Below are 23,517 nucleotides of genomic sequence, written 5' to 3' on the forward strand. Positions count from 1 at the left end.
ATGATTAATTATGAACGGGACTTTTACGGCTGGACGCAAGAGCAAGCTGCTTTATTAAGGGCCGGGCAATTAAATGACTTGGACATTGCCAATCTGATAGAAGAAGTGGAATCTATGGGCAGATCGGAAAAAAGGGAATTGGAAAGTAGATGAGTGATTTTGCTGCAACAACTTTTGAAATGGCATTTTCAGCCGGTAAGAAGAGGTAGAAGCTGGCAATTGACAATTAAAGTGCAGCGAATAGATTTTTTTAAGGTTTTACGCGATAATTCTGGCTTAAAGCCGCGTTTAGAGCAATGTTTAATAGATGCTTATCAATCGGTAGTTATTAGGGCTTCACAGGAAACGGGGCTTGATGAAAGTGATTTTCCTGTTGAATGTCCGTGGAATTTTGAGCAGATTACCGATAATAATTTTTACCCTGATTAAAAGGCTTGTGAGCAGAACCGCAATTAACAGCGCATTATACGGGTTTCGCTCGTAACCATCCAGTTTGCTTATGGATTACGTCTTATGACATCTCTCAAGGTAGCGTTAATCAACGATTGATATTCCTTTTCCCCTGATTTTTCTTTAAACCAGTTAATAATGTCAGAATCCAATGCAATTGTTATATTTTGTTTTTTGGAAACTTCAACAAAACTACGACGACGTATTGCTCTGTTTAAGTCATTTTGGTTAACTTCTGGGTATTCATCAAGCGTATCATTAGACATTGGTGAAGTAGAGTTTTTGTTCATTTTTACCCGCCTTTCGTAAAGAAATAACACGAATCTCATCTTCTGTTTCTGTGTGGACAACCACCACAGGTGTTCCTTCTAATAATCCCAAGGTAATAAAGCGATGTTCGTTATAAGCCATGCGATTATCTTCAAAGGTGAACGTGTCGCTTTCAAAGACCAGATGAGTTAACGCAAAATCTAACCCATGCTTATCGATATTGCTGATGCGTTTTGGTTCATCCCATATAAACTTCATTGGTTGATTGTAGCGTTATTTTTTAAAGGTATACAATAAAAATCAGCCAAATAGCGTGTGGGCACAAAAAGTATTTACCCACACACTATACCTTTAGCTTACTTAGCCTCTCAACGCTTTCAACACCGCTTGCAAAGTCGTATTGGCATCGCCAAATAGCATACGGGTATTATCCAGCACAAACAATGGATTACCCACGCCTGCATAACCTGAAGCCATACTGCGCTTCAGTACAATTGTGGTGTCACCTTTCCAGCATTCCAGCACCGGCATACCGGCAATCGGGCTGTTCGGATCATTCAATGCCGATGGATTAACAATATCATTCGCCCCAATCACGATGGTGACATCAATTTTATCCCAGTCTTCATTGATTTCATCCATCTCATAAACAATATCGTAAGGCACTTTAGCTTCTGCCAGCAACACGTTCATGTGGCCGGGCATACGGCCTGCTACTGGATGGATACCAAATTTAACGTTTTTGCCTTTGCTCTTAAGAAATTTAGTAATTTCATACACGGTGTGCTGCGCTTGCGCCACTGCCATTCCGTAACCTGGAATAATCATGATGTTACGTGAATCCAACAGCAAACGTGCGGTTTCTTCGCTATCAATGGGTTGAACTTCGCCTTCAACAACAGCGGCTTCACCACTCGTGGTGCCAAAACCACCGGCAATCACACTGACAAAATTACGGTTCATCGCACGGCACATGATATAGCTCAAAATTGCACCGCTGCTACCGACTAACGCGCCGGTGACAATCAACAAATCGTTGCTGAGCATAAAGCCAGTTGCCGCTGCCGCCCAACCTGAATAACTGTTCAGCATGGAAACCACTACCGGCATATCCGCGCCGCCAATCGCCATTACCATGTGTATGCCAAAAAGTAAGGCAATGACAGTCATTATGGCTAATGCAAAAAGGCCGCCGCCCGTTTGGGTTTGTTGTAAAAACAGCCAGCCTAGGAAGATAGCGCCAACCAGTAAGCCTAAATTTAGCCAGTGGCGGGCCGGCAATAGCATGGGTTTGCCGCTAATTTTTTCGCTAAGCTTGCCAAAGGCAATCACCGAACCGGAAAAAGTTACCGCACCAATCAAAATGCCTAAATAGATTTCTATCTCATGTATGGATTTTTCTACGCCCACAAGTGTGGATGAGTGGTCCATAAAGTTGGCATAACCTACCAATACTGCCGCCATGCCCACTAAGCTGTGCATAATGGCAACCAGTTCAGGCATTTGCGTCATTTCGACTTTTATGGCAGCTCTGGCGCCGATAGCGCCACCTATTACAAGTGCCAATAGCAAGATGGCGTAAGAATTAACAGAGCCACTTAATACGGTAGCAATAATGGCTATTGCCATACCTAACATGCCGTAATAATTGCCGCGACGCGAGGTTTCTTGATGGCTTAAACCACTTAAGCTGAGTATAAACAGAATAGTGGAGACGATGTAAGACATCATAACTAAGTTGTGTGACATTGCAGGGGCTCCGGTTATTTTCTGAACATTTCTAACATGCGGCGGGTAACTAAAAAGCCACCGACGATGTTTATGGATGCGATAAGTATCGCCAGTCCGGCCAACACGGTAATAACCATGCCAGGGGCAGAAATTTGTACCAACGCACCAATGACAATAATGCCACTGATGGCGTTGGTGACGCTCATTAACGGAGTGTGCAAAGAGGCGCTAACATTCCAGATAACCTGATAGCCGATGAAACAGGCCAATACAAACACAGTAAAATGCGACATAAACGAAGCCGGCGCCACAGCGCCAATACCAAATAACACTAAAACGCCCAAGGTTAACGGTAATAATGATTTAACCGATTCAGGGAGCAGTGATTTTTTAGGCGCAGCGGCAACAGCGTCAGTGCCAACTTTGGCAGCAGGCGTTGCAGAAAGCTTAGGCGGTGGCGGTGGCCAGCTGATGCTACCTTCTTTTATTACCGTTGTGCCACGAATAACTTCATCTTCCATATTAACGTTAATTTCGCCATTTTTTTCTGGCGACAATTCGGTTAACAAATGCCGTAAGTTGGTCGAATACAATTGGCTGGACTGATTGGCCAAACGGCTGGGCAAATTGGTATAACCAATAATGGTGACATTGTGCTTGACCACGACTTGGTCTTTTTCAGTGAGATCACAGTTACCGCCTTGTTCTGCGGCTAAATCAACAATCACACTGCCCGGTTTCATGGATTCCACCATTGCCGCAGTAATCAATTTGGGTGCGGGTCTGCCAGGAATTAACGCGGTGGTGACGATAATATCAACTTCTTTGGCTTGTTCGGCAAACAAGGCCATTTCTGCGGCGATAAATTCCGGCGACATGGTTTTGGCATAACCGCCAGCGCCAGCGCCATCTTCTTTAAAATCCAGCATTAAAAATTCCGCGTCCATGCTTTCTATTTGTTCTTTTACTTCTGGACGGGTATCAAATGACCTTACGATAGCGCCCATGCTTTTGGCCGTGCCAATGGCCGCTAAACCTGCAACACCTGCACCAATTACCAACACTTTAGCGGGTGGAATCTTACCTGCCGCCGTAATCTGACCGGTAAAAAAGCGGCCAAAATGTTGCGCGGCTTCAACGATAGCGCGATAACCGGCAATATTGGCCATTGAGCTTAACGCATCAAGCTTTTGCGCTCTGGACACACGCGGCACGCTGTCCATGGCTAAAACAGTGGTTTTTTTAGCCGCCAGTTTTTGCATTAACGCTTCGTTTTGTGCAGGCCAGATAAAACTGATCAAGCATTTGCCTTCAGGCAGTAAATCGATTTCAGTATCAGACGGTGCTCGCACTTTCATGATGATGTCAGCACCGCTCCACAAGGCTTTGGTGTCGGCAACAATCTCTACGCCAACGGCTTTGTAAGCGTCGTCGGAAATGTCTGCGGCAACGCCAGCGCCACTTTCTACACTGACGCTAAAGCCCAGTTTCATGATTTGTGCGGCAACGTCGGGCGTTGTTGCCACACGTTTTTCGCCGGGATGAGTTTCTTTAGGTATACCTATTTTCATACGGTTTCCTTGTTATTATTAATTAGTGACATAGCGGGACTTTAGAATTTATTTGCTGATTAAATTCCAACCGCCGAGCATAGAAGATAAACCCGCGGTTTTCAATAAAATTTGTTGTCGATGGCTTGCAATGGGAATTTCTTCAACTATCGGTGGCTTGCAGTCAGTCAGATAATGCCATAAAACCAGTTTTGTAGGGTCAAGCCTTGGAAGTTTTGGAAATCAGTGGTATTACGCGTTACCATGATAAGTGACTGACTTGCTGCTATGGCCGCAATCTCGCCATCGGTATAATTACAGGAGAGACCTTGTCGTTGTAATCTGCCGCGTTCCATTGCAAACCAAGTCGAGGCGTGTATATCGTAGGGCAACACATCCAGGCCATTGTCCATTAACAGTTTAAGATAGGATTGCAGCTGGTTTTTGCGTTTGGAATCGGGCAATAAAGCACAGCCATAATGGAGTTCGTGCCAAACGGGCGCGGCTATACAATAGTGGCCATCTTGTTTTTCAAGATGGTGCAATACATTTTTATTCGGTTGCCGCTTGGTGGGTTCGGAGATTATATTGGTATCCAGCAGGTAGATTAGTCTTCCCATGTAAAGCTTCTGCCTTGCGAAGTTTCGCGCCATTGCTGGATTTCTGCATCGCCGATAATTTCTTCGTTGGAGTTTGGCAAGTGATCACGCCAGTCAGTGATTGCTTTGAACAGGTTGTGGGATTTAGGTGTCAGGTTTTGGTAGTCAGTTTCTGAAATGACGACAGCAACAGCTTTCCCGTGTCGTGTTAGGTGGATAGGCTCGCTGGCTTCCACTTGCTGAATTAAGCTGGATAAATTGTTTTTGGCATAGGCGATGGATGTGGTTTTCATTGGTTTGCCTCATTACTTATTTATGGCTATAATTATAGCTATAATTATTAGGTTAATCAAATTCGCTATGGCTATTGATATACTCACTAAAGATTTTATAGAAACCGCAGAAAGGCTGGTGTTCGCAGTGGTTATGCCAACTTTGGAACAAGGCAAAGTGCTGTGTTTTTTACGGTACGTAACTGAAGATCATCTTTGGAAAAAGCTATCTACAGAGCAAGCCAACAATTTTTTAAAGCAACATTATCCCCAGTATCTATATTATTCACCCGTATTGGATGCTCAGTTACATGCAGTACCTTTAGAATACATCGCCATCCATCATCAACCCAAACAACGCTTACAACAGCTATTGCAATCTAAACATAACGATTTAATAGAAGACGATGCCGTTCAATTATGCGATTTATTACAAGCCAATGCGGTTAATATGGCGCAACTGGGCATTACCGGTTCGTTGTTAATTGGCGCTCAGCATGCTGAATCGGACATTGATCTTGTGTGCCATCAAAGACAGGTATTTCACTATTGTCGGCAGGTGATTAAATCGCTGATTGATCAGGGGCGCTTGCAGGATTTATCACAAGCTGATTGGCAAGAAGCCTATAGCCGTAGGGATTGCGCGTTAAGCTTTGCAGAATACGTCTGGCATGAGCAGCGTAAATATAATAAAGCCATGATTAACGGCCGTAAGTTTGATTTGAGTTTTGTGGGTGATGTTTCATCTTCAAATACGCAAATCTACCAAAAATGCGGTGCAATCACCCTGCAATGTAAGGTTAAGGATGACAGTCGAGCGTTTGATTACCCCGCTGAATTTGCGGTTGATGCTGAAGAAATTAGTACAATAGTCAGCTTTACTGCGACTTATACAGGTCAGGCGCAGTGTAACGAAACGATTGAGGTTTCAGGTATTTTGGAACAAAACCAACACGGTCTTAAACGGGTGGTGGTGGGTTCCAGTCGTGAAGCGCACGGGGAATATATTAAGGTCATTCATGCCTAAGCTAAGTGATTTCGCCGCTGTCATTTTTGATATGGATGGTTTGGTGTTAGATACCGAAGCCACCTATCGAAAAGCTTGGCAAAACGCCGCCAGCACAATGGGCTATAGTTTTTCAGATGAGTTTTGTGAGTCTTTGTCCGGTTTATCAGGCGAAAATGGCCTAGCCAAAATCATAACTATTTTTGGGGCAGATTTTAACGCGACTGAATTTAATACATTAAGTAATCAAAGTTGGTGCGACTGGGTTAGTAAGCACGGTATGGCTGTTAAAAGTGGCTTTCAACCCTTGCTAGCCGCTATCATTGCGCACAATATACCGTATTGTCTTGCCACGAATAGTCGCGGCAAAGATGCACGGGAGTGCTTGGCGTATGCAGGTTTATCGGATACGTTTGCCACTATCCTTAGCCGCGATGACGTGAACCACGGCAAACCAGCACCGGATATTTTCTTAAAAGCTGCTGAACGATTGCAAGTTAACATCAGCGATTGCTTGGTTTTGGAGGATTCGTATACCGGTGTAATCGCCGCTGACAAAGCCGGTGCTTACGTGGTCGGTGTACCATCAGTTTGGCCTATGGATGAGCGGATGCGTTTGCACAGTGCATTAATCGTCAATGATTTGACCGAGTTACTGGAAAGCTTCAACGCTTAGACTACAATCAGGGTATAATTTAGTAACTTCAGCTGCAAAATCCGCGATTAAATTGACAGACCATCCCACCACAGTTTCAGTTCTAGCTCCTGCCAGATTGCATATGGGCTTTGTAGATTTGAGCGGTTCCTTAGGTCGACATTTCGGCAGTATCGGTGTCGCTTTAAACGAACATGGCACGCGTTTATCGGTGCGTAAAGCTGCACAACGCAGCGTTATCGGTGCATCCGCACAACGTGCTGAACTTTGTTTAACACAACTTTGCCAGGCATTAAAAGTCTCCGACCAACTCGCTATCACGATCGAAAGTGCTATTCCTGAGCATGTCGGGCTGGGTTCTGGCACACAAATGGCAATGGCTATTGGCAGTGCACTCAATGCTTATTACAATTTACAATTAACAGTCCGTGATATTGCCGCCGTGATGGATCGTGGCTTGCGTTCAGGCATAGGCATCGGTGTGTTTGAACAAGGCGGCCTGATTGTTGACGGTGGGCGCGGTGTTAATACGGTTACACCCCCCGTTTTGGTGCATCTCACTATTCCTAAAAACTGGCGATTTATTCTGGTGTTTGACAGCCGCGGCCAAGGTTTGCATGGCCAGCAAGAAATACAGGCTTTTAAGAGTTTACCGCCGTTTCCTCAGCAAGAAGCTGCGCGGCTGTGTTATTTATTACTGATGCAAGCTTTGCCAGCAGTTGCTGAAAATAATCTCCATCAATTTGGCGATGTTATTACCCAGTTGCAGCGTTCGGTAGGTGAGCATTTTGCGCCGGTGCAAGGTGGTGTGTTTGCCAGCGGCAAAGTCGCTAAAGTCATGCACTGGTTACATCAACAAGGCGCGGTGGCGATAGGCCAGACTTCTTGGGGGCCAACCGGATTTTGTGCAGTTGATGGTGTAGATTTAGCTGAAAAATTGGTTCAGGAAGCGCGAACACGCTTTGCAGATTTCGATAAGTTAAGTTTTAGTATTGCCAGTGCGCGAAATAGCGGCGGTGAAATTCGGCTTATTTGACGGTCGTGTATTCGGGTTAGATTTTTTGTTATTATGCTATTATCCGTTTTATGGAATATGTATTAACAGATCATGCTCGCAAACGCATGGAAAAACGTCAAATTCGCTCAGAATGGCTAAGCGATGCGCTGGCTAATCCAGCGAGAATTGAAAGCGATCAGGACGATCCGGATTTGCTTCATGTGCTTAAACCCATAGCAGACCGTAGTTTTAGTGTTTTACGGGTAATTTACAACGAAACAGTTTCTCCTGTTGCAATTATCACCGCTTACTTTGACGATGACGTGAAAGATTTATGAAAATTGAATTTGACCCTCAAGCGGACACTGCCTACATCGGCTTTATTGAAGGGGATGTGGCGCGTTCCAAACAACTTGAACCAGGTATTATTGCTGATTTTGATGAGCAAGGGCAGCTTCTGGGTCTGGAGATCCTTTATATTGCTAAACGCTCTTCCGTGAGCGCCCCTAAGCAGGTAGCTTAACCCTTGTCAATTGACCGCTATTTGTTTATTATTTTTTGAAAAACGCTTGCCACTCTGATTATAAACGTATTTGTTGGTTCGGTGCAGTGGGGCGCGTGGTTTCAGTGATTTTTTGGATGTTTAACTTTTAAGAGAATATGGCACAAAAACTTTATATTCAAACCAATGGCTGTCAGATGAACGAGTACGATTCTGACAAAATGCGGGATGTACTCAACGCGTCGCATGGTTTTGAATTGACTGAAGACCCAAAACTGGCCGATGTTTTATTGTTAAACACCTGTTCCATCCGCGAAAAGGCGCAGGAGAAAGTCTTTTCTGCACTGGGTAAATGGCGCAAAATTAAGGACAAACGCCCCGATGTCATTATTGGTGTCGGTGGCTGTGTTGCTAGCCAAGAAGGCGCGGCCATCCAAAAGCGTGCGCCGTATGTCGATATGGTGTTTGGCCCACAAACCTTGCACAGACTGCCGCAATTACTCGATCAAGTCCGCAATAAGCATAAACCTGTCGTTGATATTTCTTTCCCTGAAATCGAAAAATTTGATAACTTGCCCGCCCCGCGTGCCGAAGGCGTTAAAGCCTTTGTCTCGGTCATGGAAGGTTGTAGCAAATATTGTTCATTTTGTGTTGTGCCGTACACGCGCGGCGAAGAAATCAGCCGCCCGTTAAATGACGTAATCCGTGAAATTACCGCGCTGGCTAAACAAGGCGTGCGCGAAGTCAATTTGCTAGGCCAAAACGTCAACGCCTTCCGTGGCCTGATGGATGATGGCGATATCGCTGATTTTGCCTTGCTGCTGCACTATGTCGCTGCCGTTGATGGTATCGACCGCATCCGTTTTACCACCTCGCATCCGGTAGAGTTCACCGACAGCCTGATTGAGGCGTTTGCCGAAATTCCCAAATTGGTCAACCATTTGCATTTGCCGGTACAAAGCGGCAGCGATGCGATTTTAACCGCCATGAAACGCGGTCATAAGGCGGCTGATTACAAGGAAACCATCCGCAAACTGCGTTTGGTGCGGCCTGATATTTGCTTATCGTCCGATTTTATTATTGGTTTTCCCGGTGAAACCGATGCCGAGTTTGAAGAAACTATGGCGTTTATTGATGAGGTTGGTTTTGACTTGTCGTTTAGCTTTATTTACAGCGCAAGACCTGGTACGCCAGCTGCTGAATTGCCTGATGAAGTGTCGGCAGACGTTAAAAAGCAGCGCTTAGAACGTTTTCAAACGCGTATTAATGAAATGACAGTGGCCATTTCCACCGCTATGATTAATACAGTACAGACTGTATTGGTGGAAGGGCAATCTAAAAAGAATCCGTTGCAAATGCAAGGGCGTACCGAAAATAACCGCGTGGTGAATTTTATTGCCCACCCGCGTTTGGCAGGTCAGTTTGTTGATGTGCTGATCACCGAAGCTTTACCGAATTCTTTACGGGGTCGATTAATTGATTCTACTGTTGATAAAATTTTTGCCGTTGGTGTGTAATGATTTCACAGGAAATTTGCCTGCTACCCGCTGATAATGAGCGCTTATCCAATTTTTGTGGTTATACCAATGTCAATTTACGACAAATAGAAAATCGGCTTAATGTTGATATTGCCAATCGTGGCAACCAGTTTAAAGTCACTGGTTTAGACGAATCGGTTAAAGCGGCGTGTGCTGTCATGCAAAAATTGTTTGAAAGCACTGAAAGTGAAGAGCTGACGGCCGAGCTGATTCATTTGGCGATGCAGGATGCTTCTATTAATGATTTGTTAACTGTGCAAGGCGAAACTGATACGCCCGCTCAAAAAAATGTCAGTATAAAAACCAAGTCTGGCACGATTAGAGGCCGGGGTGCTAATCAGCAAGATTATTTGCGGAAAATTTTTGCCCACGATATTAATTTTGGTGTCGGCCCCGCTGGAACCGGAAAAACTTATCTCGCCGTGGCCTGTGCGATTGATGCGTTGCAATCTGAGAAGGTTAAACGCATTATTTTAGTGCGTCCGGCGGTAGAAGCTGGTGAAAAACTGGGTTTTTTGCCTGGCGATATGGCACAAAAAGTTGATCCGTATCTGCGGCCTTTGTACGATGCTTTGTATGAAATGCTTGGCGTGGAGCGCGTTGAAAAAATGATCGAGCGAGGTATTATAGAGGTTGCGCCGTTAGCGTTTATGCGCGGTAGGACTTTAAACGATGCTTTTATTATTCTAGATGAGGCGCAAAATACCACGATTGAACAAATCAAAATGTTTCTAACCCGTCTTGGTTTTGGCTCAACAGCGGTAATTACCGGCGATATTACCCAAATTGATTTACCTTCAGAAAAGATGTCCGGCTTGCGGCATGTGTTAGAGGTTTTAAAAGACGTGGAAGGCATTAGTTTTACGTTTTTTGATGTGCGTGACGTAGTAAGGCATCCGTTAGTGCAACGCATTGTATTGGCTTATGAGCTTTATGATAAAAAGATAAAATCTAATCTGTGAATGCTATAGAGTTGCAAAATGTATGTGTATCGCCGGATTTGCCCAATCTCCAGCAGCTGCAAAGCTGGGTCGATACAGCCCTGGAAGCGATAGATTACGATACTGAAATCGTTATTCGACTTGTTGATGAACTAGAAAGCCAAGCGTTAAATGAACAATACCGCCATAAATCCGGGCCTACCAATATTTTGAGTTTTCCGGTTGAAGTGCCAGCGGGCATAGAACTGGATTTACTAGGTGATTTGGTGATTTGTGCGCCGGTTGTTGCTAAAGAAGCGCTGGAACAACAAAAAGCCTTAATGGACCATTGGGCACATATTGTTATCCATGGTGTGCTGCACCTTTTGGGCTATGATCATATTGATGATAGCGAGGCAGATATCATGGAAAGTAAAGAAATAGCCTTATTAATGCGGTTGCATATTGATAATCCATACCTATCGGTGAATGACTAATGAGTGAAGATCAGCCTCCGAGTAAACTCTCCCCGCAGAAAAGTTGGATCGAAAAAATTGTCCATCTGCTGACCGGGGAGATACAAGATCAGGATGATTTACTGGAGATACTGCGAGAGGCACGCGAAAAAAGATTATTAGATACCGATGCGCTGATTATGATTGAAGGCGTATTACAAGTATCGCAGTTGCGGGTGAGGGATATTATGATTCCCCGCGTACAAATGGTTGTGGTTGCTAAAGATGCTGAATTAGAAACTATTTTTCCTTTGGTTATAGAATCTGGGCATTCGCGTTATCCGGTTATTGATGGTGACCGCAGTAAAGTGGTGGGTATTTTACTGATTAAAGATTTACTGGCGCATGTCTTGAAGAATAAAGATCTCCTGGTTCAGGATATTATGCGTCCTGCCAGTGTCGTGCCTGAAAGTAAACGTCTGAATGTATTGCTTAAAGAGTTGCGCACTAATGGTAATCACATGGCTATTGTCGTCGATGAATATGGCCAGACCGCAGGTTCTGTGTCCATTGAGGATGTATTGGAGCAAATTGTCGGTGAAATCGAAGATGAACACGATGATTTTGAAGAAAAAGATTATGTCACCCAGCGTAATGAACATGAGTACATGATTACTGCATTAATGCCCATTGATGAATTTGATGAGTATTTTTCCACCCAACTGGCCACTGATGAATACGATACGGTAGGTGGGTTTATAGTGAATCAGCTTGAACACATGCCCAAAAAAGGCGAAAGCCTTACCGTTGATAATTTAAAGTTTGAAGTGATTAGAGCCGATACCCGCCGTATACATCTCGTTAAACTAAAAATACTCGATTAGCATTAGGATAAAAAATGGATAAACACACGGTTTTAGTGACTGGCGGCGCCGGTTTTATTGGTAGCCATGCCTGCGTTGAATTATTGCAAGCAGGTTTTAACGTTGTTGTTGTGGACAATTTGTCCAACAGCAAGCTTGAATCTTTAAAGCGTGTAGAGCAGATTACCGGCAAGACCTTGCAGTTTTACCAAGCGGATATCAGGGATAAGACGGCATTAACGGACATCTTTGCCAAAGAATCGATTGCTACCGTTATCCATTTTGCCGGCTTAAAAGCGGTAGGTGAGTCATGTGAACAACCGTTAAATTATTATCATAATAATGTTTACGGTACGCTGGTTTTGCTGGAAGCCATGAGCGAAGCCAATGTTAAGCAGCTGGTGTTCAGTTCGTCGGCAACTGTTTATCAGCCTTCAGAAACCGGGCAATATTCCGAAAGCTTACCGTTAGGTGCGATTAATCCTTATGGGCGCTCCAAAGTCATGGTAGAAGACATTTTGCGTGATGTGGCGGCGGTCGATAAAATCAAGCCAAATGGGGCACCCTGGAAAGTCGCGTTATTGCGTTATTTTAATCCCATAGGCGCTCATGAAAGTGGCATGATCGGCGAAGATCCCAATGGTATTCCTAATAATCTGATGCCTTATGTATCGCAAGTGGCGATAGGCAATTTAAAACAATTATCCGTGTATGGTAACGATTATGCTACGCCTGATGGCACCGGGATACGTGATTACATTCATGTGGTTGATCTGGTTAAAGGCCATATTAAAGCCATAGAAGCTATTGAAAGTGACAAGTTCAGTGGCGGCGGTTGTAAAGCTTACAACTTGGGCACTGGCAAAGGGTACAGCGTTTTGGATATCGTCAATACCTTTGAGGCGGTGACGGGCCGTAAAATTTTGTACCAGTTTGCGCCCAGAAGAGCAGGGGATTTGGCTGAATGTTTTGCAAATCCAGCCTTAGCCGATAAAGAATTAAACTGGATAGCCGATAAAGATTTAGAAGATATGATTGCCGATACCTGGAATTGGCAAGTTAAAAATCCACAAGGCTACGTCGACTGAATTGAGGGGTTATTGGTTTTGCCGGTAGGCTGTTCTGTTCATATCTCGGGTGCTTTTTGGTTAATAATGCCGTGCGGTACATGAGCAGCGGCGACATGTTGGGCGGCTGATTCACAATGGCCTTCTTGATCGTCAAAGAAAATATCTGCGCCGAAGGCTTTTAAGAACGCGCCTTTAGGCATACCGCCTAAAAATAAAGCTTCATCGATTCTAATACCCCAGGCGCGTAAGGTTCTTACCACCCGTTCATGTGCAGGCGCTGCCCGTGCAGTCACCAAGGCGGTTCTGATCGGGGATGAATGCGGGTCGCATTGCGTTTGAATATGATGGAGTGCACTTAAAAAATCTTTAAAAGGCCCGCCGGGCAAAGGTTTTTTAGCTTCTGTACGTTCATTTTCGGCAAAAGCCGTTAAGCCGCGTTGTTGATAAATACGTTCGGATTCGTCGGAAAATAATACCGAATCGCCATCAAACGCAATGCGCAGCTGATCAGGATGGCTGTCTATTGAGGAGCCGCATAGAATAGTGGCGGCAGCAAATCCGGCATCCAGGGTTTTGGCGACATCATCGGCATTAGTCGATAAAAATAAATGTGCGCCAAAAGCAGACATATAGCTGTAAGGCGATACTCCGCTGGTAAATGCAGCGCGGGTAATATTTAAACCGTGATGGGCAATAGAATTGAAGATTCTAAGCCCGGTATCAGCGCTATTTTGCGACAGTAATATAATTTCCACTAAAGGATCATCGGCGGTTTTTTCGTTGAGTGCTAGAAATTTTTTGACTAATGAAAAACCGTAACCTGGCTGTAAAACCTCATCTTCATGTTGTATTTGGTAGCGCAAGAAAGCTTCCTTGCCTTGTTTTTCAAATATGGCGTGAGATTCGTCCAGATTAAATAAGGCACGGGAGGATATGGCGACGACTAATTTTTGTTTTCTCATAATATTTTCGTGGTTACACTAAGCCGCTAACGGCGGCAATTAAAGACAGCCCCGCTAAAAGTGCGGCGACAAGGCTAAACAGCAGTGCTTTTCTAAGGCTATTTTCAAGCGCAACGATGCGTTTTTTGTGCTGCGAGTTGATGTTATCCTGTTCGGTTTTAAATAAAATCCATTCAGAATCGTGTAGGGTTTCATTCGCGGTTGATCTGATGGTCACAGAGGTTGGGCTGCCATTATCATCATCTGCCGGTTGCAATTGAGGCAATGTATCTTCTGTTTCGACTAGCAGATTTTTGACTGTGACATTATTGGGGATATATTCCTTATTTGAAGAAATTTTTTCCACTTTTGTATTGTTTTGAACTAGACTTGAGATAGTTCCTACAGAGTTGTTGGATTCTGAATTATCTAAAGGGACAATGATGAGTGGGTTGCCGTTGTTATCGTCGGGAGTTGTCGTAAAAACGTCTGGTTCTGGTATTAATTTTACAGGGGCGGTGTTCTTATTATCAACCCATCTGATGGGCTCAAGAGTAATAGCGGATTTTTTTTCTGCTATAGAGTCTAAAATCAATTGTGAGTCGTGGAAATCATCTACGGTATGAATGTCTACCAGATGTTCGTTGCTGTTAAATAAGTGTGATTTTGTAGTGATTTCTGGCATATCGAGACTGTCGAAGTCGGTGTTGACCGATAAACCGTCAATGCTATCCTCATCACTCATAATGACAGCGAAATGGGCATCAATACCATTTTTGTAATATTTTGATTTCATATCGTTTAAAGATGACATATTTATAGCCGTTGTTTAAGAGTAAAATAGCCCGTAGTTTTCGTTACTGTAGGGATGGGCAAGCTATACCGTATTAACATAATAGTAAGCGCAGTTTTAATATCTGTGGTTATTTTATGCCAATAAAACCTTAATGTTAGTCAAATTTTATCGATTTGATGCTAATCTATTCAAAATAAAAACTTTTAAAAAACAATAATGCAACTAGCCATCACCGTTTTAGGGAATAACAAAATCAATTTTGTTGCCGAATTGCTGCCCGCTATCCGCGATTGTAATTGCAGCATTATGGAAATTAGAACGACAAAATTAGCGCAATCGACTGCGGCTTATGTGTTGATTCAAGGTAACTGGAATCAGATCGCCAAGTTTGAAAGCACATTAGAGCTTATTCAAACCCGCTTAGAAATAAAAGTACACACATTACGTCCCGATGCGAAGGATAAAGGCAAAGATTGCATGCCGTATTCGCTGGAAACCATATCGCTGGATCGTGCGAATGTGGTCGAATCCATCACTTCTTTTTTGTATGATCGAGAGATAGAAATCGAGGAAATCACCGGCAGTTGCTATCAGGCGCCGTATATTCAATCTTCGGTATTTTCAACCAAATTTATTTTGCTGATTCCACCGCAATTGCATTTGCTGTCGTTGCGCGAAGAATTTTTGGATTTTTGTGATCAATCCAATATTGATGCCATTCTTGAGCCTATTAAACGTTAGGTAATACTATGTCTCATCCCGTTATCGGTACGATTATTGCTGATGTTGATTTATTAGCGACAGGCGGTAAAAACGTTAAATTGTCCGATTTTCGGGGTCAATATCTGGTGTTGTACTTTTATCCTAAAGATAATACCCCCGGTTGTACGCAACAAGGCCAGGCGTTCCGCGATAATATCGACAAATTTACCCAGCTCAACGCTGTTATTGTCGGTGTATCGCGTGATAGCGTGCGTGTGCATGAAGGTTTTAAAGGCAAACAGCAGTTTCCGTTTGATTTGCTCAGCGATAGCGATGAAGTCTTGTGCCGGTTGTTTGATGTGATCAAAATGAAAAACATGTATGGCAAACAGGTTTTGGGTATTGAACGCAGTACTTTTTTGGTTGATCCTGACGGCGTACTGATACATGAATGGCGTAAGGTTAAAGTTAAAACGCATATTGATGAAGTATTGCAGGTTTTAAACACCGTTTCTGTATAAAAATAATTAATCATGACAGATTGTTATTGCGGATCGGGTCAGAACTACAACGAATGTTGTGAGCCTTATCACACGGCATCTAAAATGGCGCAGACGGCAGAAGCGTTAATGCGTTCACGCTACAGTGCTTTTGTGCTGGGCAATGAAAGTTATTTATTGGCCACTTGGGATGAGGCTAAACGCCCTTTAAGTCTTGGTCTTTCCGGTGACGGTATCATTTGGCAACGTCTTAACATTATCCGTTGCAACAAGGGGCGAGAAATTCATAAGCAAGGTACGGTTGAATTCAAAGCTTATTACCAGCAAGATGGCCATGATTTTGTACTGCATGAAATCAGCCGATTCAAAAAAAATCAAGTTGTTTGGTTCTATGTGGATGGTGCTGCGAGAATAATTCCGGGACTCGCAGCCAAAAAATGAAATCTTGTTTTATTTAAAGACCGTTCGTGGTGAGCTTGTCGAATCATGAACTACAAACCCTTCGACAAGCTCAGAGCGAACGGATATCTTCTCTTAAAGGTGGAGCCTGTTACGATTTTTTTCCAGAAAGCGATAGCACTTGCTGTCCAGATTTACCCATTTCTTCCATATAATTAATTAAAGCCTCCACGTCACTGTCGTTAAGCCTTAAATTAGGCATCAGTATATGGTTGTAACGTTTGTAGAGACTAACCGCAATAGGGTCTTTTTCGGCCAGTAATTTGTCAGGAGTTTTTATCCAGCGAGCAAGCCAGGCTTTATCGCGCCGTTCTGTTATGCCTTGCAGTCCTGGGCCTAAACCATCTTCATTACCCAGGCTATGACATGCTGCACATCGAAAGCGAAATAGGTCAGCACCTTTGCTAATTTTTGGAAGCTTATCTGCTGCCGCATAACCCGTCTGGACAGTATTATGTACAGCTTTAGTATTGGACAACGCATAACCCAACTGCCAGGCCAAAACCTTGGGTTCGTCAAAGGGTGAACGTTTCATCCATTGCCCTGTGCTTTCATTGCCGATCATAATACTGGTGTTATGATCGCTGAGCTTGCTGGCTTCTACGCTGTCTCTGAATAGACCCAATTTTTTACGCAGTAGCGTGGTGTCGGCTTTGCTTCCGGTTAGAAAACGCCAGCCTGCACCTATACCAAAGTTATCTGCATAGTTTTTCAGGGCTTTAGGAGTATCGTGGTCAGGGTCAATGCTGATGGAATAAAAGAAAATATCCTTGCCCATGCGCTCAGCCAATAAGCGTTGTACCCGTAATAAACTGGCAGTTTCCAGTGGACATGAATCACCGCAATGGGTAAAAATGAAATTGATGACGACGATTTTACCCTTAATCAGGTCATCATAAAAATGCACGGTTTTACCATCCTGGTCGACTAGTTTGGTATTAGTGAAATAATCTCCATTCCAGGGAGAACCCTCGGGCGCAGCCCAAGAAGGACTACCCCCAAAGACAATAGCGCTTATGAACACGGTGAATATAAGCCATTTCCTCCAATACCCCATCACGCTATGTGTTTTCATTGTTTTTCTCCTTTGCCTTACGGTAGCTTAAATGCTTTCTTGGCAGCCACATCACCGATTTTAGCCGTCGGCAATAATATACTGGGATCGTATTTAACCCCATCCCATTCTGGCATCGGTGTGGGTATTGCTATGGTTTGCCCAGGGCGTTGAATATCCCAGCGTAGCAGCATAGCCTTATCCTCATGCTGGGTATTATGACAATGCTCTACATAAGTCCCCGCAAATTCCCTAAAACGAATCGCCATATCCACACTTGCAGTGCTGTCTGCCAGAGGTCCGATACGGTAAACGTCTTTACGGGCGTATTTTTCCCAAGGTGGCGGCGCTTTACCACCACGGTAGAGGATTTGGCCTTCTTCAAAATGGATGTGTACCGGATGACTCCAACCTAAACCACCCAGTTTGATATGCCATATCTCCGGTTTACCTAAATCAGTTGGATTCGCTGGAAGATTTGGTGCCGCTGAAATCCGGTGTGGATCCGCAGATAACCCTCCAGCACCATCGGTTTTAATAGTCCAAGGTGTCGCATCTGTACCACTGGATCTACCAAACTCGAATGTCCTATGCACGGCGGCTTGCAGTTCCTGGGTGGTTGGCCTATTCAGTGGAATCATTTGTTTTTTGCCCTCCACATAATCGGCTGGATTCATGCTCATATCAGTGCCGCTATAGCTCTTTACTCGGAACTCCAGGAACTTGCCAACGCCTGGATCGCCATTTTTACCGTCTGCTTTATACCTTCCGCTAATGACATCTGCTAAAGCAACCACCCTGTTTGGCCCTAATCCACTGACATGCTCCAGCAAATTAACCAAGTACAGTTTTTTGCCTTCCATGCCTTTAAAGTCAATTACCATGTCGTAGCGCTCGGCTATGCCTTGCTCAGGCCAAGCGCCCTCAGCAGAAGCGGCATTAGGAAATGGTACAGTATGTTGCATAAGGTTGCCGTCGTTAGCAACCATGTAAGAGGGGACAACTTTTCCCGTTTCATCGACAACGGCTATTTTAAAATAACGCGAAACACTGCCATCTAATATGCGGAAGCGGTAACGGCGGGCACGGACATCAAGGTAGGGCTTATAAACCCAGTTGACGGTAATGCGGTCACCTAGGTAGCCATCGGTGTTAAAAATGTTGAATTTAAGCTGGCCGTTTTTATCCCAAGCCTTGTCAGCAATCACTAGATTGACGTCATAATCACGGTTGCCCCAGTCAAGACCTGTACCACTCGGCAGGCACAAATTTGCCGCCGTAGGATTGGCGTAATGACAAGCGTAGCCTGGTTTATCATTACCATTGGCTTGATCCAGATTTTCAGGTTCGCGGCCACGATCAATTGCGCTGTAATAGTTCATCATGGCCGCATTGCCTTTGTAGACATTTTGCGCGGTGTAATCCAACATGTGGTCATGAAACCAATGGGTACTCATGGTTTCATGCCAGTCGCCAGGGACTTGCGTGATGCCGCCATGACCATCAGGTGCCCCAGTCCGAAGATCAGTTGCCCCAGTATTGATACTGTCATGCCCTGCTAATACCATCGGCCAATGGTAGTCATAAAACTGGCCAGGATAAGAGTAAGCATGCATAAAACCATCGCTTTCGGCAGGGTTATGGCCATTGTGTTCATGCGTGGAGATGGTGTGCATACCAAAGCCGTTGTTGGCGGCAACATCAATCGGCAGCGCATTATAATGGCGGAACAATAGGGTTTCGCCATAGCGTGCCATGAGCAACTTAGGTGGCAGCGTACCGTCAAAAGTCCAAACCGAATTGGGTTTTTGCACGGGTAAGTTGGGGTGCATTTTTATTTCAATGCCTGCCGTCGTATTACCGGGCAAACAATACAGGCCGCTGTCTGGTGCGCCACATACACCATCCTTATTAGGCGCAAACTCACCGACTTTGTATTCATGTAATTGTCGCTTGTCGCGCATGCCGCCGTTAACGCGCGCCCCGGCCTGTGCCGATTGAAAATAGGCTTGTGCCGGAAAATCTTCCCAGCGTTGGTGGGCAAACCATTCCCCAGCTGGACGGGCATCGCCTGGCGTAGGCGTTTGATCAGACAAGCCAACACAAGCCCGTACTTGCGTTTCCCACGCATTAGCTAGCGTTTCATCTGTCGCACGAGTTGGGGCAGGATAGAGGTCTTCCTTTAAAAAATAATCCAAGGCTGCGCCGTCTGGTGCATTCTTGCAAACAGCAGTAGGGTCAGTTGGATTTTCGACAGGTTGCGGCAAGCTCATTGGAGTAGCGGGTGAACTTGACATGTTTTTAAGGCCAAATTCTTCAAACATCAGCATCTTGGCAGTAAATTCTGTTGCACAAACACCATTAATACACAGAGGGCTGGATACAGGAATGGGGTTAATACCGCTTTCTGTGGGTATATTAAATGCTGCTTGTGCGGGTATTGCAGACAAAAAATAGCCAGACAGTGCTGCAATGGCCATAGCCAATCTGGATAAGTTATGGGGTTTATACGTAAGTATTCCAGCGCGTCTCTGTAGGCTGAAGTTGATTGTTTTGTTCATGACACAATCCTCTTTAATAAAGATTTAAAATGCTGCACTGGAGCGTGTACCTAGTGCAAACGTTGTTATTCAATTCAAATTACTCGGCTAGAAAAATTAGCTTTTCAACAAAACCGAGGTATTGCCAGGCAGCCAACCGGTAATTGATACCGGTATGGCGGTTTAACTTAACGACATTAAAATACGATGCTGCTACTGAACGTTGACAACAATATTCTCCTTAATAGTACCAACAGTAGATCGCAAGCTGATGGGTGTCTTGCAAGCCGGGCCAGGTTTAGCCGAAAACGACCATGCCCCAGCCGATACCTGAACAGACGTACCTAATCTGTTACTGGTTAAATCAACTGGAACAGTGGACGTTAAATATAGCTGGATTCTGTTGTTAGTTGAGACAGTGCTGGTTCCCCGTACTGACCATTCACCAGATGTGCTGCTCTTAACCTTACAAATAGCTGTCGAAGCAGGCACATTGATTGTTTCGGTAACCGGGGCATTAACCGTCACCTGTTGAATGCAGGTTGATGGTGTAGTGTTACCGGCTTGATCTCTAGCTATCCAGGTTACCGAAGTTGTTCCAAGGGGCAGCGTGCCAGCGGGTGTACGGGTAACAACAGCTGCTGACAAGTTGTCAGTTGCAGTGGGTGTGGTTACAGTAGCGGGTGATATCAGGGTAACTGCTGCAGGGCAAGTGAAGCTAGGCGCTAGCGTGTCGATATTTATTAGTTGTGTGTTTACCGTTGCAGTGCCTCCTGCACTGGTCGCTGTGCAAGCACGGGTTTGCCCTATGCCGTTGGTTGAAATAACCACTGATGGACATGCAGGTGAAGTAATTGCCGATTGGGCGTCAGTGGCGCTCCAGGACACGGTAACCGGACCAATAAACCAGCCGTTTTGGCCCATAGTACCGGTCACGGTGGGTGTGATTACAGGGGGTGTGGTGTCGGGTGCTGCCAAGACAGTCACTACAAAGCTCGCGCTTTTGCTGTTGCCAGCGTTATCAGTAGCAGAGCAGGTTATTGTGTTAGCGCCGATAGGTAAGGTGGCACCAGACGCTGGCAAACAGCTTACAACTCCATTGACACCTGAGAAAGTATCTGTTGCTGTTGGCAAAGTGTAATTTACCGTTGCACCTGTTGGACTGCTTGCTTGTTGGGTGAATGCTGCTGGAACACCTACCAATACAGGCGCAACAGTATCTACTTTGATAACAGAAGTGACGACAGGGGTTGATGTGCCACCTGCACTGGTCGCTATACACGAAAAGGTTTGTCCCGCAGGGGCTGTGTTAGCGACTGCTGGCACATTTGTACACCCCACCCTGGATGAAATAGCCGATTGTGCATCCGTGACTGTCCAGGTTACGCTCGGCGACACCAAATACCAACCGGATGCACTAGGTGAAACGGGTGCAATAGCAACACTGACGACTGGCGGCGTATTGTCACCACCGACAGTCACTAACTGCGTACAAGTCGCTGCATTACCGTTAGCGTCAGTTGCAGTCCACACGACGGTCGTGTCGCCATTCGGGAAGGGCGTAGGCCGGTTATTGGTGATAGCTGGCGCTGTATCCAGGTTATCCTGGGCTATCGCCGTACCTATACCAATCGGTTGTGCGCCCGTTGTAGTAATTGTTGCAGGACAGGTTATCGTTGGTTTTACTGTGTCAGGTGTCAATAGGAAGGCGTGGGGTTCCACCCGATTGAGATTGTTAACGGTATCGACTTTTGTCAAAGTGCCGATGCCGACAATCTGTCCTGCATCATTAATAGCGCGGGCTTCAGACAACGCCCAACCCGTATTGGGTAAAATCAGTCCATTGAGGTCTGCCAGGGTTGTTCCGGTCTTGCGGATAATGGCACGCTTTGTCACACCACTCGCCGTAGTCGAATATCCAACTACATCATCATTTGAGTTGATGTCAAGACCCGCCGTATGGGTGCTGGTGGCGGTCAAAGTGCCCAAATCAACCATGCCTTGGCCTGATTGCCAGATGAAGCCCCGAAACTGGGCATCATTAGCGTTACTGGAAATGCCCGTTATATGCCCCAATGCGTTAATGCCATAAGCCTCACTATAAGAACCTCCCAAGGTGCCTAAATCCAAGCGCGACGCAGCATCGTAAGGCGCTACCCAACGGATGGCATGAGTAAGGCCGCTGGCATTCTCGGCATAGCCAACAACTTGGCCATTAATATTGATGTCATTGCCTTGGCTATTAGAACCACCCAATGTACCTAAATCCGTCGGTGACGTAACCAGCGAAGTCGGCCAAATGACACCATGCTCGGAGGTATCTCCTGTTACGCTTGCCGCACCGCTCATAACACCATTATCATTGATGGCGGTGGCACGGCTTCTTGTACCGCCGAGCGTAGATAATGACGACATGGCGTTCACGTTCCAGACGAAGCCGCGACTGGCTGCATCCCCGGTTATTTGCGAGTTGCCAATGACTTGTCCGGCACTATTAATGCCCAAAGCCATTGCATGTGTACCGCCCAGTGTGCCAAGGTCAAGATTTACACCGCTTTGCCAAAGGAATGGATGTAGCGCAGAATTGGCGGCGAAATGAGAATAACCGACTATCTGTCCTGATTCGTTGATAGCTGCACCGTTACTGTAAATACCACCGAGCGTACCCAGATCGGTAATGATATATTGGGGCGCGGCGTGTAAAGTGCCAAACGGCAAACCTAAGGCGAGCGGAATCGCCAACAGGTTTCTAATCGTGATTGTTAATGTTTTCATGATCGCGCTCTCAGAAATTAGTCAGGGGTACGATGGTGAACTGGTCACCGATGATAGATCCACCGCCCGTACTGATGATAGTCAGATCGGTAAAGCCATGCGGGTCTTCCACGCCGACAAAAGGAATATTGCCGCGTAACTCCTGGGTAAGGTCACGAACGGGTGTCGATTGGCCGTTGACGACAAACTGTATGCCATCAGAAATTCGCCCTTCCAAAGGATCAGGCGTGTCGGTCACGATGTAGGGATCAAAAACCATCCCGAATTGTGCGATCCGTTTATTAAAGTGAATGTGGACTACACGCGGTGTCTCGTTAGGCTGGTTAACTGCCGGAGATCGGCCATTAACGCCAAACTCTATGCTGACCTTATCAAGCCCTGAATCTTTATCGGCGGCCGTAAAAGGTAAGTTGGGCTTGGGAATGTTGGTAATACTGTTGAAGGAAAAAAAATCAGCACCGAAGCGGATTGCACCACTGCCACAAACTAGATTGTTGACATTAAGGTCGCCTGGGATAAGGCAAGGCGTAGTGCTAAGTCCTGCTGCAATAAGGCGTTCCTGTAACTGGGTCTGTACCGTCGCTGTTGTCAATAAGACTTTGTTGGGATCGGCGTAAAAAAATGAATAACTTGTCTTGACTGGCCTTAAATCGACATCACCTATCAACCTTGGCGCAGCGGCAACCGGTAAGGTGATAACCGAGCAGAGCGCTATCGCTATCGTTTTTGTGAGTTTATTTGTATACATTGTGATACCTACGTTTAAGTGCAGAAAATACTGCATCAAGCCTTGGGTAGTTCATCCATAAATAAGGTAGTGGCCGATACAACCACAACCTCTGTTTTTTAGGGGTTACGGCGACCCCCTAAGG

25 protein-coding genes and 1 pseudogene are annotated in these 23,517 nt (G+C 45.3%); 14 read left to right on the forward strand and 12 right to left on the reverse strand.

Features of this window, described 5'->3' with window-relative positions; genetic code table 11:
- Positions 1-429: pseudogene (locus ACHZC4_RS00800) on the forward strand (DUF29 domain-containing protein).
- A gap of 68 nt (positions 430-497) precedes the next feature.
- Here ACHZC4_RS00800 and ACHZC4_RS00805 read toward each other — a convergent pair.
- From ACHZC4_RS00805 to ACHZC4_RS00830, 6 genes are all read right to left on the reverse strand, one after another.
- Positions 498-740 (reverse strand): BrnA antitoxin family protein, encoded by a 243-nt coding sequence (locus ACHZC4_RS00805; RefSeq protein ID WP_394751852.1) that lies wholly within the window; start codon positions 738-740, stop codon positions 498-500.
- The gene (locus ACHZC4_RS00810; RefSeq protein ID WP_394751853.1) at positions 709-978 is read right to left on the reverse strand and encodes a BrnT family toxin; all 270 of its coding nucleotides are present in this window, start codon (positions 976-978) and stop codon (positions 709-711) included. Before ACHZC4_RS00810 ends, ACHZC4_RS00805 begins: the two co-directional genes overlap by 32 nt.
- Before the next feature lie 102 nt (positions 979-1,080).
- Positions 1,081-2,469 carry a Re/Si-specific NAD(P)(+) transhydrogenase subunit beta gene (pntB, locus tag ACHZC4_RS00815; protein ID WP_394751854.1) on the reverse strand — a complete coding sequence of 463 codons (1,389 nt, stop codon included), beginning with the start codon at positions 2,467-2,469 and terminating at the stop codon, positions 1,081-1,083.
- Between the two features lie 14 nt (positions 2,470-2,483).
- Positions 2,484-4,022 carry a Re/Si-specific NAD(P)(+) transhydrogenase subunit alpha gene (locus ACHZC4_RS00820; protein WP_394751855.1) on the reverse strand — a complete coding sequence of 513 codons (1,539 nt, stop codon included), beginning with the start codon at positions 4,020-4,022 and terminating at the stop codon, positions 2,484-2,486.
- Positions 4,023-4,189: 167 nt separating this feature from the next.
- Complete coding sequence (locus ACHZC4_RS00825; RefSeq protein WP_394751856.1) at positions 4,190-4,621, reverse strand: type II toxin-antitoxin system VapC family toxin; 432 nt, start codon at positions 4,619-4,621, stop codon at positions 4,190-4,192.
- Positions 4,609-4,893, reverse strand: coding sequence for a type II toxin-antitoxin system Phd/YefM family antitoxin (locus tag ACHZC4_RS00830; protein ID WP_394751857.1), 285 nt, complete (start codon positions 4,891-4,893; stop codon positions 4,609-4,611). Before ACHZC4_RS00830 ends, ACHZC4_RS00825 begins: the two co-directional genes overlap by 13 nt.
- A 67-nt stretch (positions 4,894-4,960) precedes the next feature.
- Between ACHZC4_RS00830 and ACHZC4_RS00835 the strand changes: the two genes are divergently transcribed.
- From ACHZC4_RS00835 to galE, 10 genes are all read left to right on the forward strand, one after another.
- On the forward strand, positions 4,961-5,899 hold the full coding sequence (locus ACHZC4_RS00835; RefSeq protein ID WP_394751858.1) for a hypothetical protein: 939 nt from the start codon (positions 4,961-4,963) through the stop codon (positions 5,897-5,899).
- Positions 5,892-6,554 (forward strand): HAD family hydrolase, encoded by a 663-nt coding sequence (locus ACHZC4_RS00840; protein WP_394751859.1) that lies wholly within the window; start codon positions 5,892-5,894, stop codon positions 6,552-6,554. The genes ACHZC4_RS00835 and ACHZC4_RS00840 overlap by 8 nt, the downstream gene beginning before the upstream one ends.
- A 52-nt stretch (positions 6,555-6,606) precedes the next feature.
- The gene (locus ACHZC4_RS00845; RefSeq protein ID WP_394751860.1) at positions 6,607-7,569 is read left to right on the forward strand and encodes a beta-ribofuranosylaminobenzene 5'-phosphate synthase family protein; all 963 of its coding nucleotides are present in this window, start codon (positions 6,607-6,609) and stop codon (positions 7,567-7,569) included.
- A 50-nt stretch (positions 7,570-7,619) separates the two neighbouring features.
- Positions 7,620-7,868: a DUF4258 domain-containing protein gene (locus tag ACHZC4_RS00850; protein WP_394751861.1), complete on the forward strand. Its 249-nt coding sequence runs from the start codon at positions 7,620-7,622 to the stop codon at positions 7,866-7,868.
- Positions 7,865-8,053, forward strand: a complete 189-nt coding sequence (locus tag ACHZC4_RS00855; RefSeq protein WP_394751862.1) for a DUF2283 domain-containing protein — start codon at positions 7,865-7,867, stop codon at positions 8,051-8,053. The genes ACHZC4_RS00850 and ACHZC4_RS00855 overlap by 4 nt, the downstream gene beginning before the upstream one ends.
- Positions 8,054-8,190: 137 nt before the next feature.
- Complete coding sequence (gene miaB / locus ACHZC4_RS00860) at positions 8,191-9,549, forward strand: tRNA (N6-isopentenyl adenosine(37)-C2)-methylthiotransferase MiaB (RefSeq protein ID WP_394751863.1); 1,359 nt, start codon at positions 8,191-8,193, stop codon at positions 9,547-9,549.
- A complete protein-coding gene (locus tag ACHZC4_RS00865) occupies positions 9,549-10,532 on the forward strand; it encodes a PhoH family protein (protein WP_394751864.1) in 984 nt (327 codons plus the stop codon). The genes miaB and ACHZC4_RS00865 overlap by 1 nt, the downstream gene beginning before the upstream one ends.
- Positions 10,529-10,987, forward strand: a complete 459-nt coding sequence (ybeY, locus tag ACHZC4_RS00870; protein WP_394751865.1) for an rRNA maturation RNase YbeY — start codon at positions 10,529-10,531, stop codon at positions 10,985-10,987. The genes ACHZC4_RS00865 and ybeY overlap by 4 nt, the downstream gene beginning before the upstream one ends.
- Positions 10,987-11,829 (forward strand): HlyC/CorC family transporter, encoded by an 843-nt coding sequence (locus ACHZC4_RS00875; protein WP_394751866.1) that lies wholly within the window; start codon positions 10,987-10,989, stop codon positions 11,827-11,829. Before ybeY ends, ACHZC4_RS00875 begins: the two co-directional genes overlap by 1 nt.
- Positions 11,830-11,843: 14 nt before the next feature.
- Entirely contained in the window at positions 11,844-12,896 is a 1,053-nt protein-coding gene (galE, locus tag ACHZC4_RS00880) for a UDP-glucose 4-epimerase GalE (protein ID WP_394751867.1), read from the forward strand.
- Between the two features lie 38 nt (positions 12,897-12,934).
- Here galE and ACHZC4_RS00885 read toward each other — a convergent pair whose 3' ends face one another.
- On the reverse strand, positions 12,935-13,840 hold the full coding sequence (locus ACHZC4_RS00885; RefSeq protein WP_394751868.1) for a 5'-nucleotidase: 906 nt from the start codon (positions 13,838-13,840) through the stop codon (positions 12,935-12,937).
- A gap of 13 nt (positions 13,841-13,853) precedes the next feature.
- Positions 13,854-14,633 carry a hypothetical protein gene (locus tag ACHZC4_RS00890; protein WP_394751869.1) on the reverse strand — a complete coding sequence of 260 codons (780 nt, stop codon included), beginning with the start codon at positions 14,631-14,633 and terminating at the stop codon, positions 13,854-13,856.
- A 198-nt stretch (positions 14,634-14,831) separates the two neighbouring features.
- Here ACHZC4_RS00890 and ACHZC4_RS00895 point away from each other — a divergent pair, with 198 nt between their 5' ends.
- The 3 genes from ACHZC4_RS00895 to ACHZC4_RS00905 are packed head-to-tail and all read left to right on the forward strand — an operon-like array spanning position 14,832 to position 16,258.
- Entirely contained in the window at positions 14,832-15,356 is a 525-nt protein-coding gene (locus tag ACHZC4_RS00895) for a glycine cleavage system protein R (RefSeq protein WP_394751870.1), read from the forward strand.
- Positions 15,357-15,364: 8 nt separating this feature from the next.
- On the forward strand, positions 15,365-15,838 hold the full coding sequence (locus ACHZC4_RS00900; RefSeq protein ID WP_394751871.1) for a peroxiredoxin: 474 nt from the start codon (positions 15,365-15,367) through the stop codon (positions 15,836-15,838).
- A gap of 12 nt (positions 15,839-15,850) precedes the next feature.
- Positions 15,851-16,258: a YchJ family protein gene (locus ACHZC4_RS00905; RefSeq protein ID WP_394751872.1), complete on the forward strand. Its 408-nt coding sequence runs from the start codon at positions 15,851-15,853 to the stop codon at positions 16,256-16,258.
- A gap of 109 nt (positions 16,259-16,367) precedes the next feature.
- On the opposite strand, the gene ACHZC4_RS00910 is transcribed toward ACHZC4_RS00905, so the two are convergent.
- From ACHZC4_RS00910 to ACHZC4_RS00925, 4 genes are all read right to left on the reverse strand, one after another.
- Positions 16,368-17,351 carry an SCO family protein gene (locus ACHZC4_RS00910; protein WP_394751873.1) on the reverse strand — a complete coding sequence of 328 codons (984 nt, stop codon included), beginning with the start codon at positions 17,349-17,351 and terminating at the stop codon, positions 16,368-16,370.
- A gap of 17 nt (positions 17,352-17,368) precedes the next feature.
- Positions 17,369-19,891, reverse strand: coding sequence for a multicopper oxidase domain-containing protein (locus ACHZC4_RS00915; RefSeq protein ID WP_394751874.1), 2,523 nt, complete (start codon positions 19,889-19,891; stop codon positions 17,369-17,371).
- 192 nt (positions 19,892-20,083) lie between these two features.
- The gene (locus ACHZC4_RS00920) at positions 20,084-22,645 is read right to left on the reverse strand and encodes an HYR domain-containing protein (RefSeq protein ID WP_394751875.1); all 2,562 of its coding nucleotides are present in this window, start codon (positions 22,643-22,645) and stop codon (positions 20,084-20,086) included.
- A gap of 10 nt (positions 22,646-22,655) precedes the next feature.
- A complete protein-coding gene (locus ACHZC4_RS00925) occupies positions 22,656-23,393 on the reverse strand; it encodes a hypothetical protein (protein WP_394751876.1) in 738 nt (245 codons plus the stop codon).
- Positions 23,394-23,517 lie beyond the last annotated feature (124 nt).

Source organism: Crenothrix sp., assembly GCF_043729335.1.
Lineage (GTDB): Bacteria > Pseudomonadota > Gammaproteobacteria > Methylococcales > Methylomonadaceae > Crenothrix.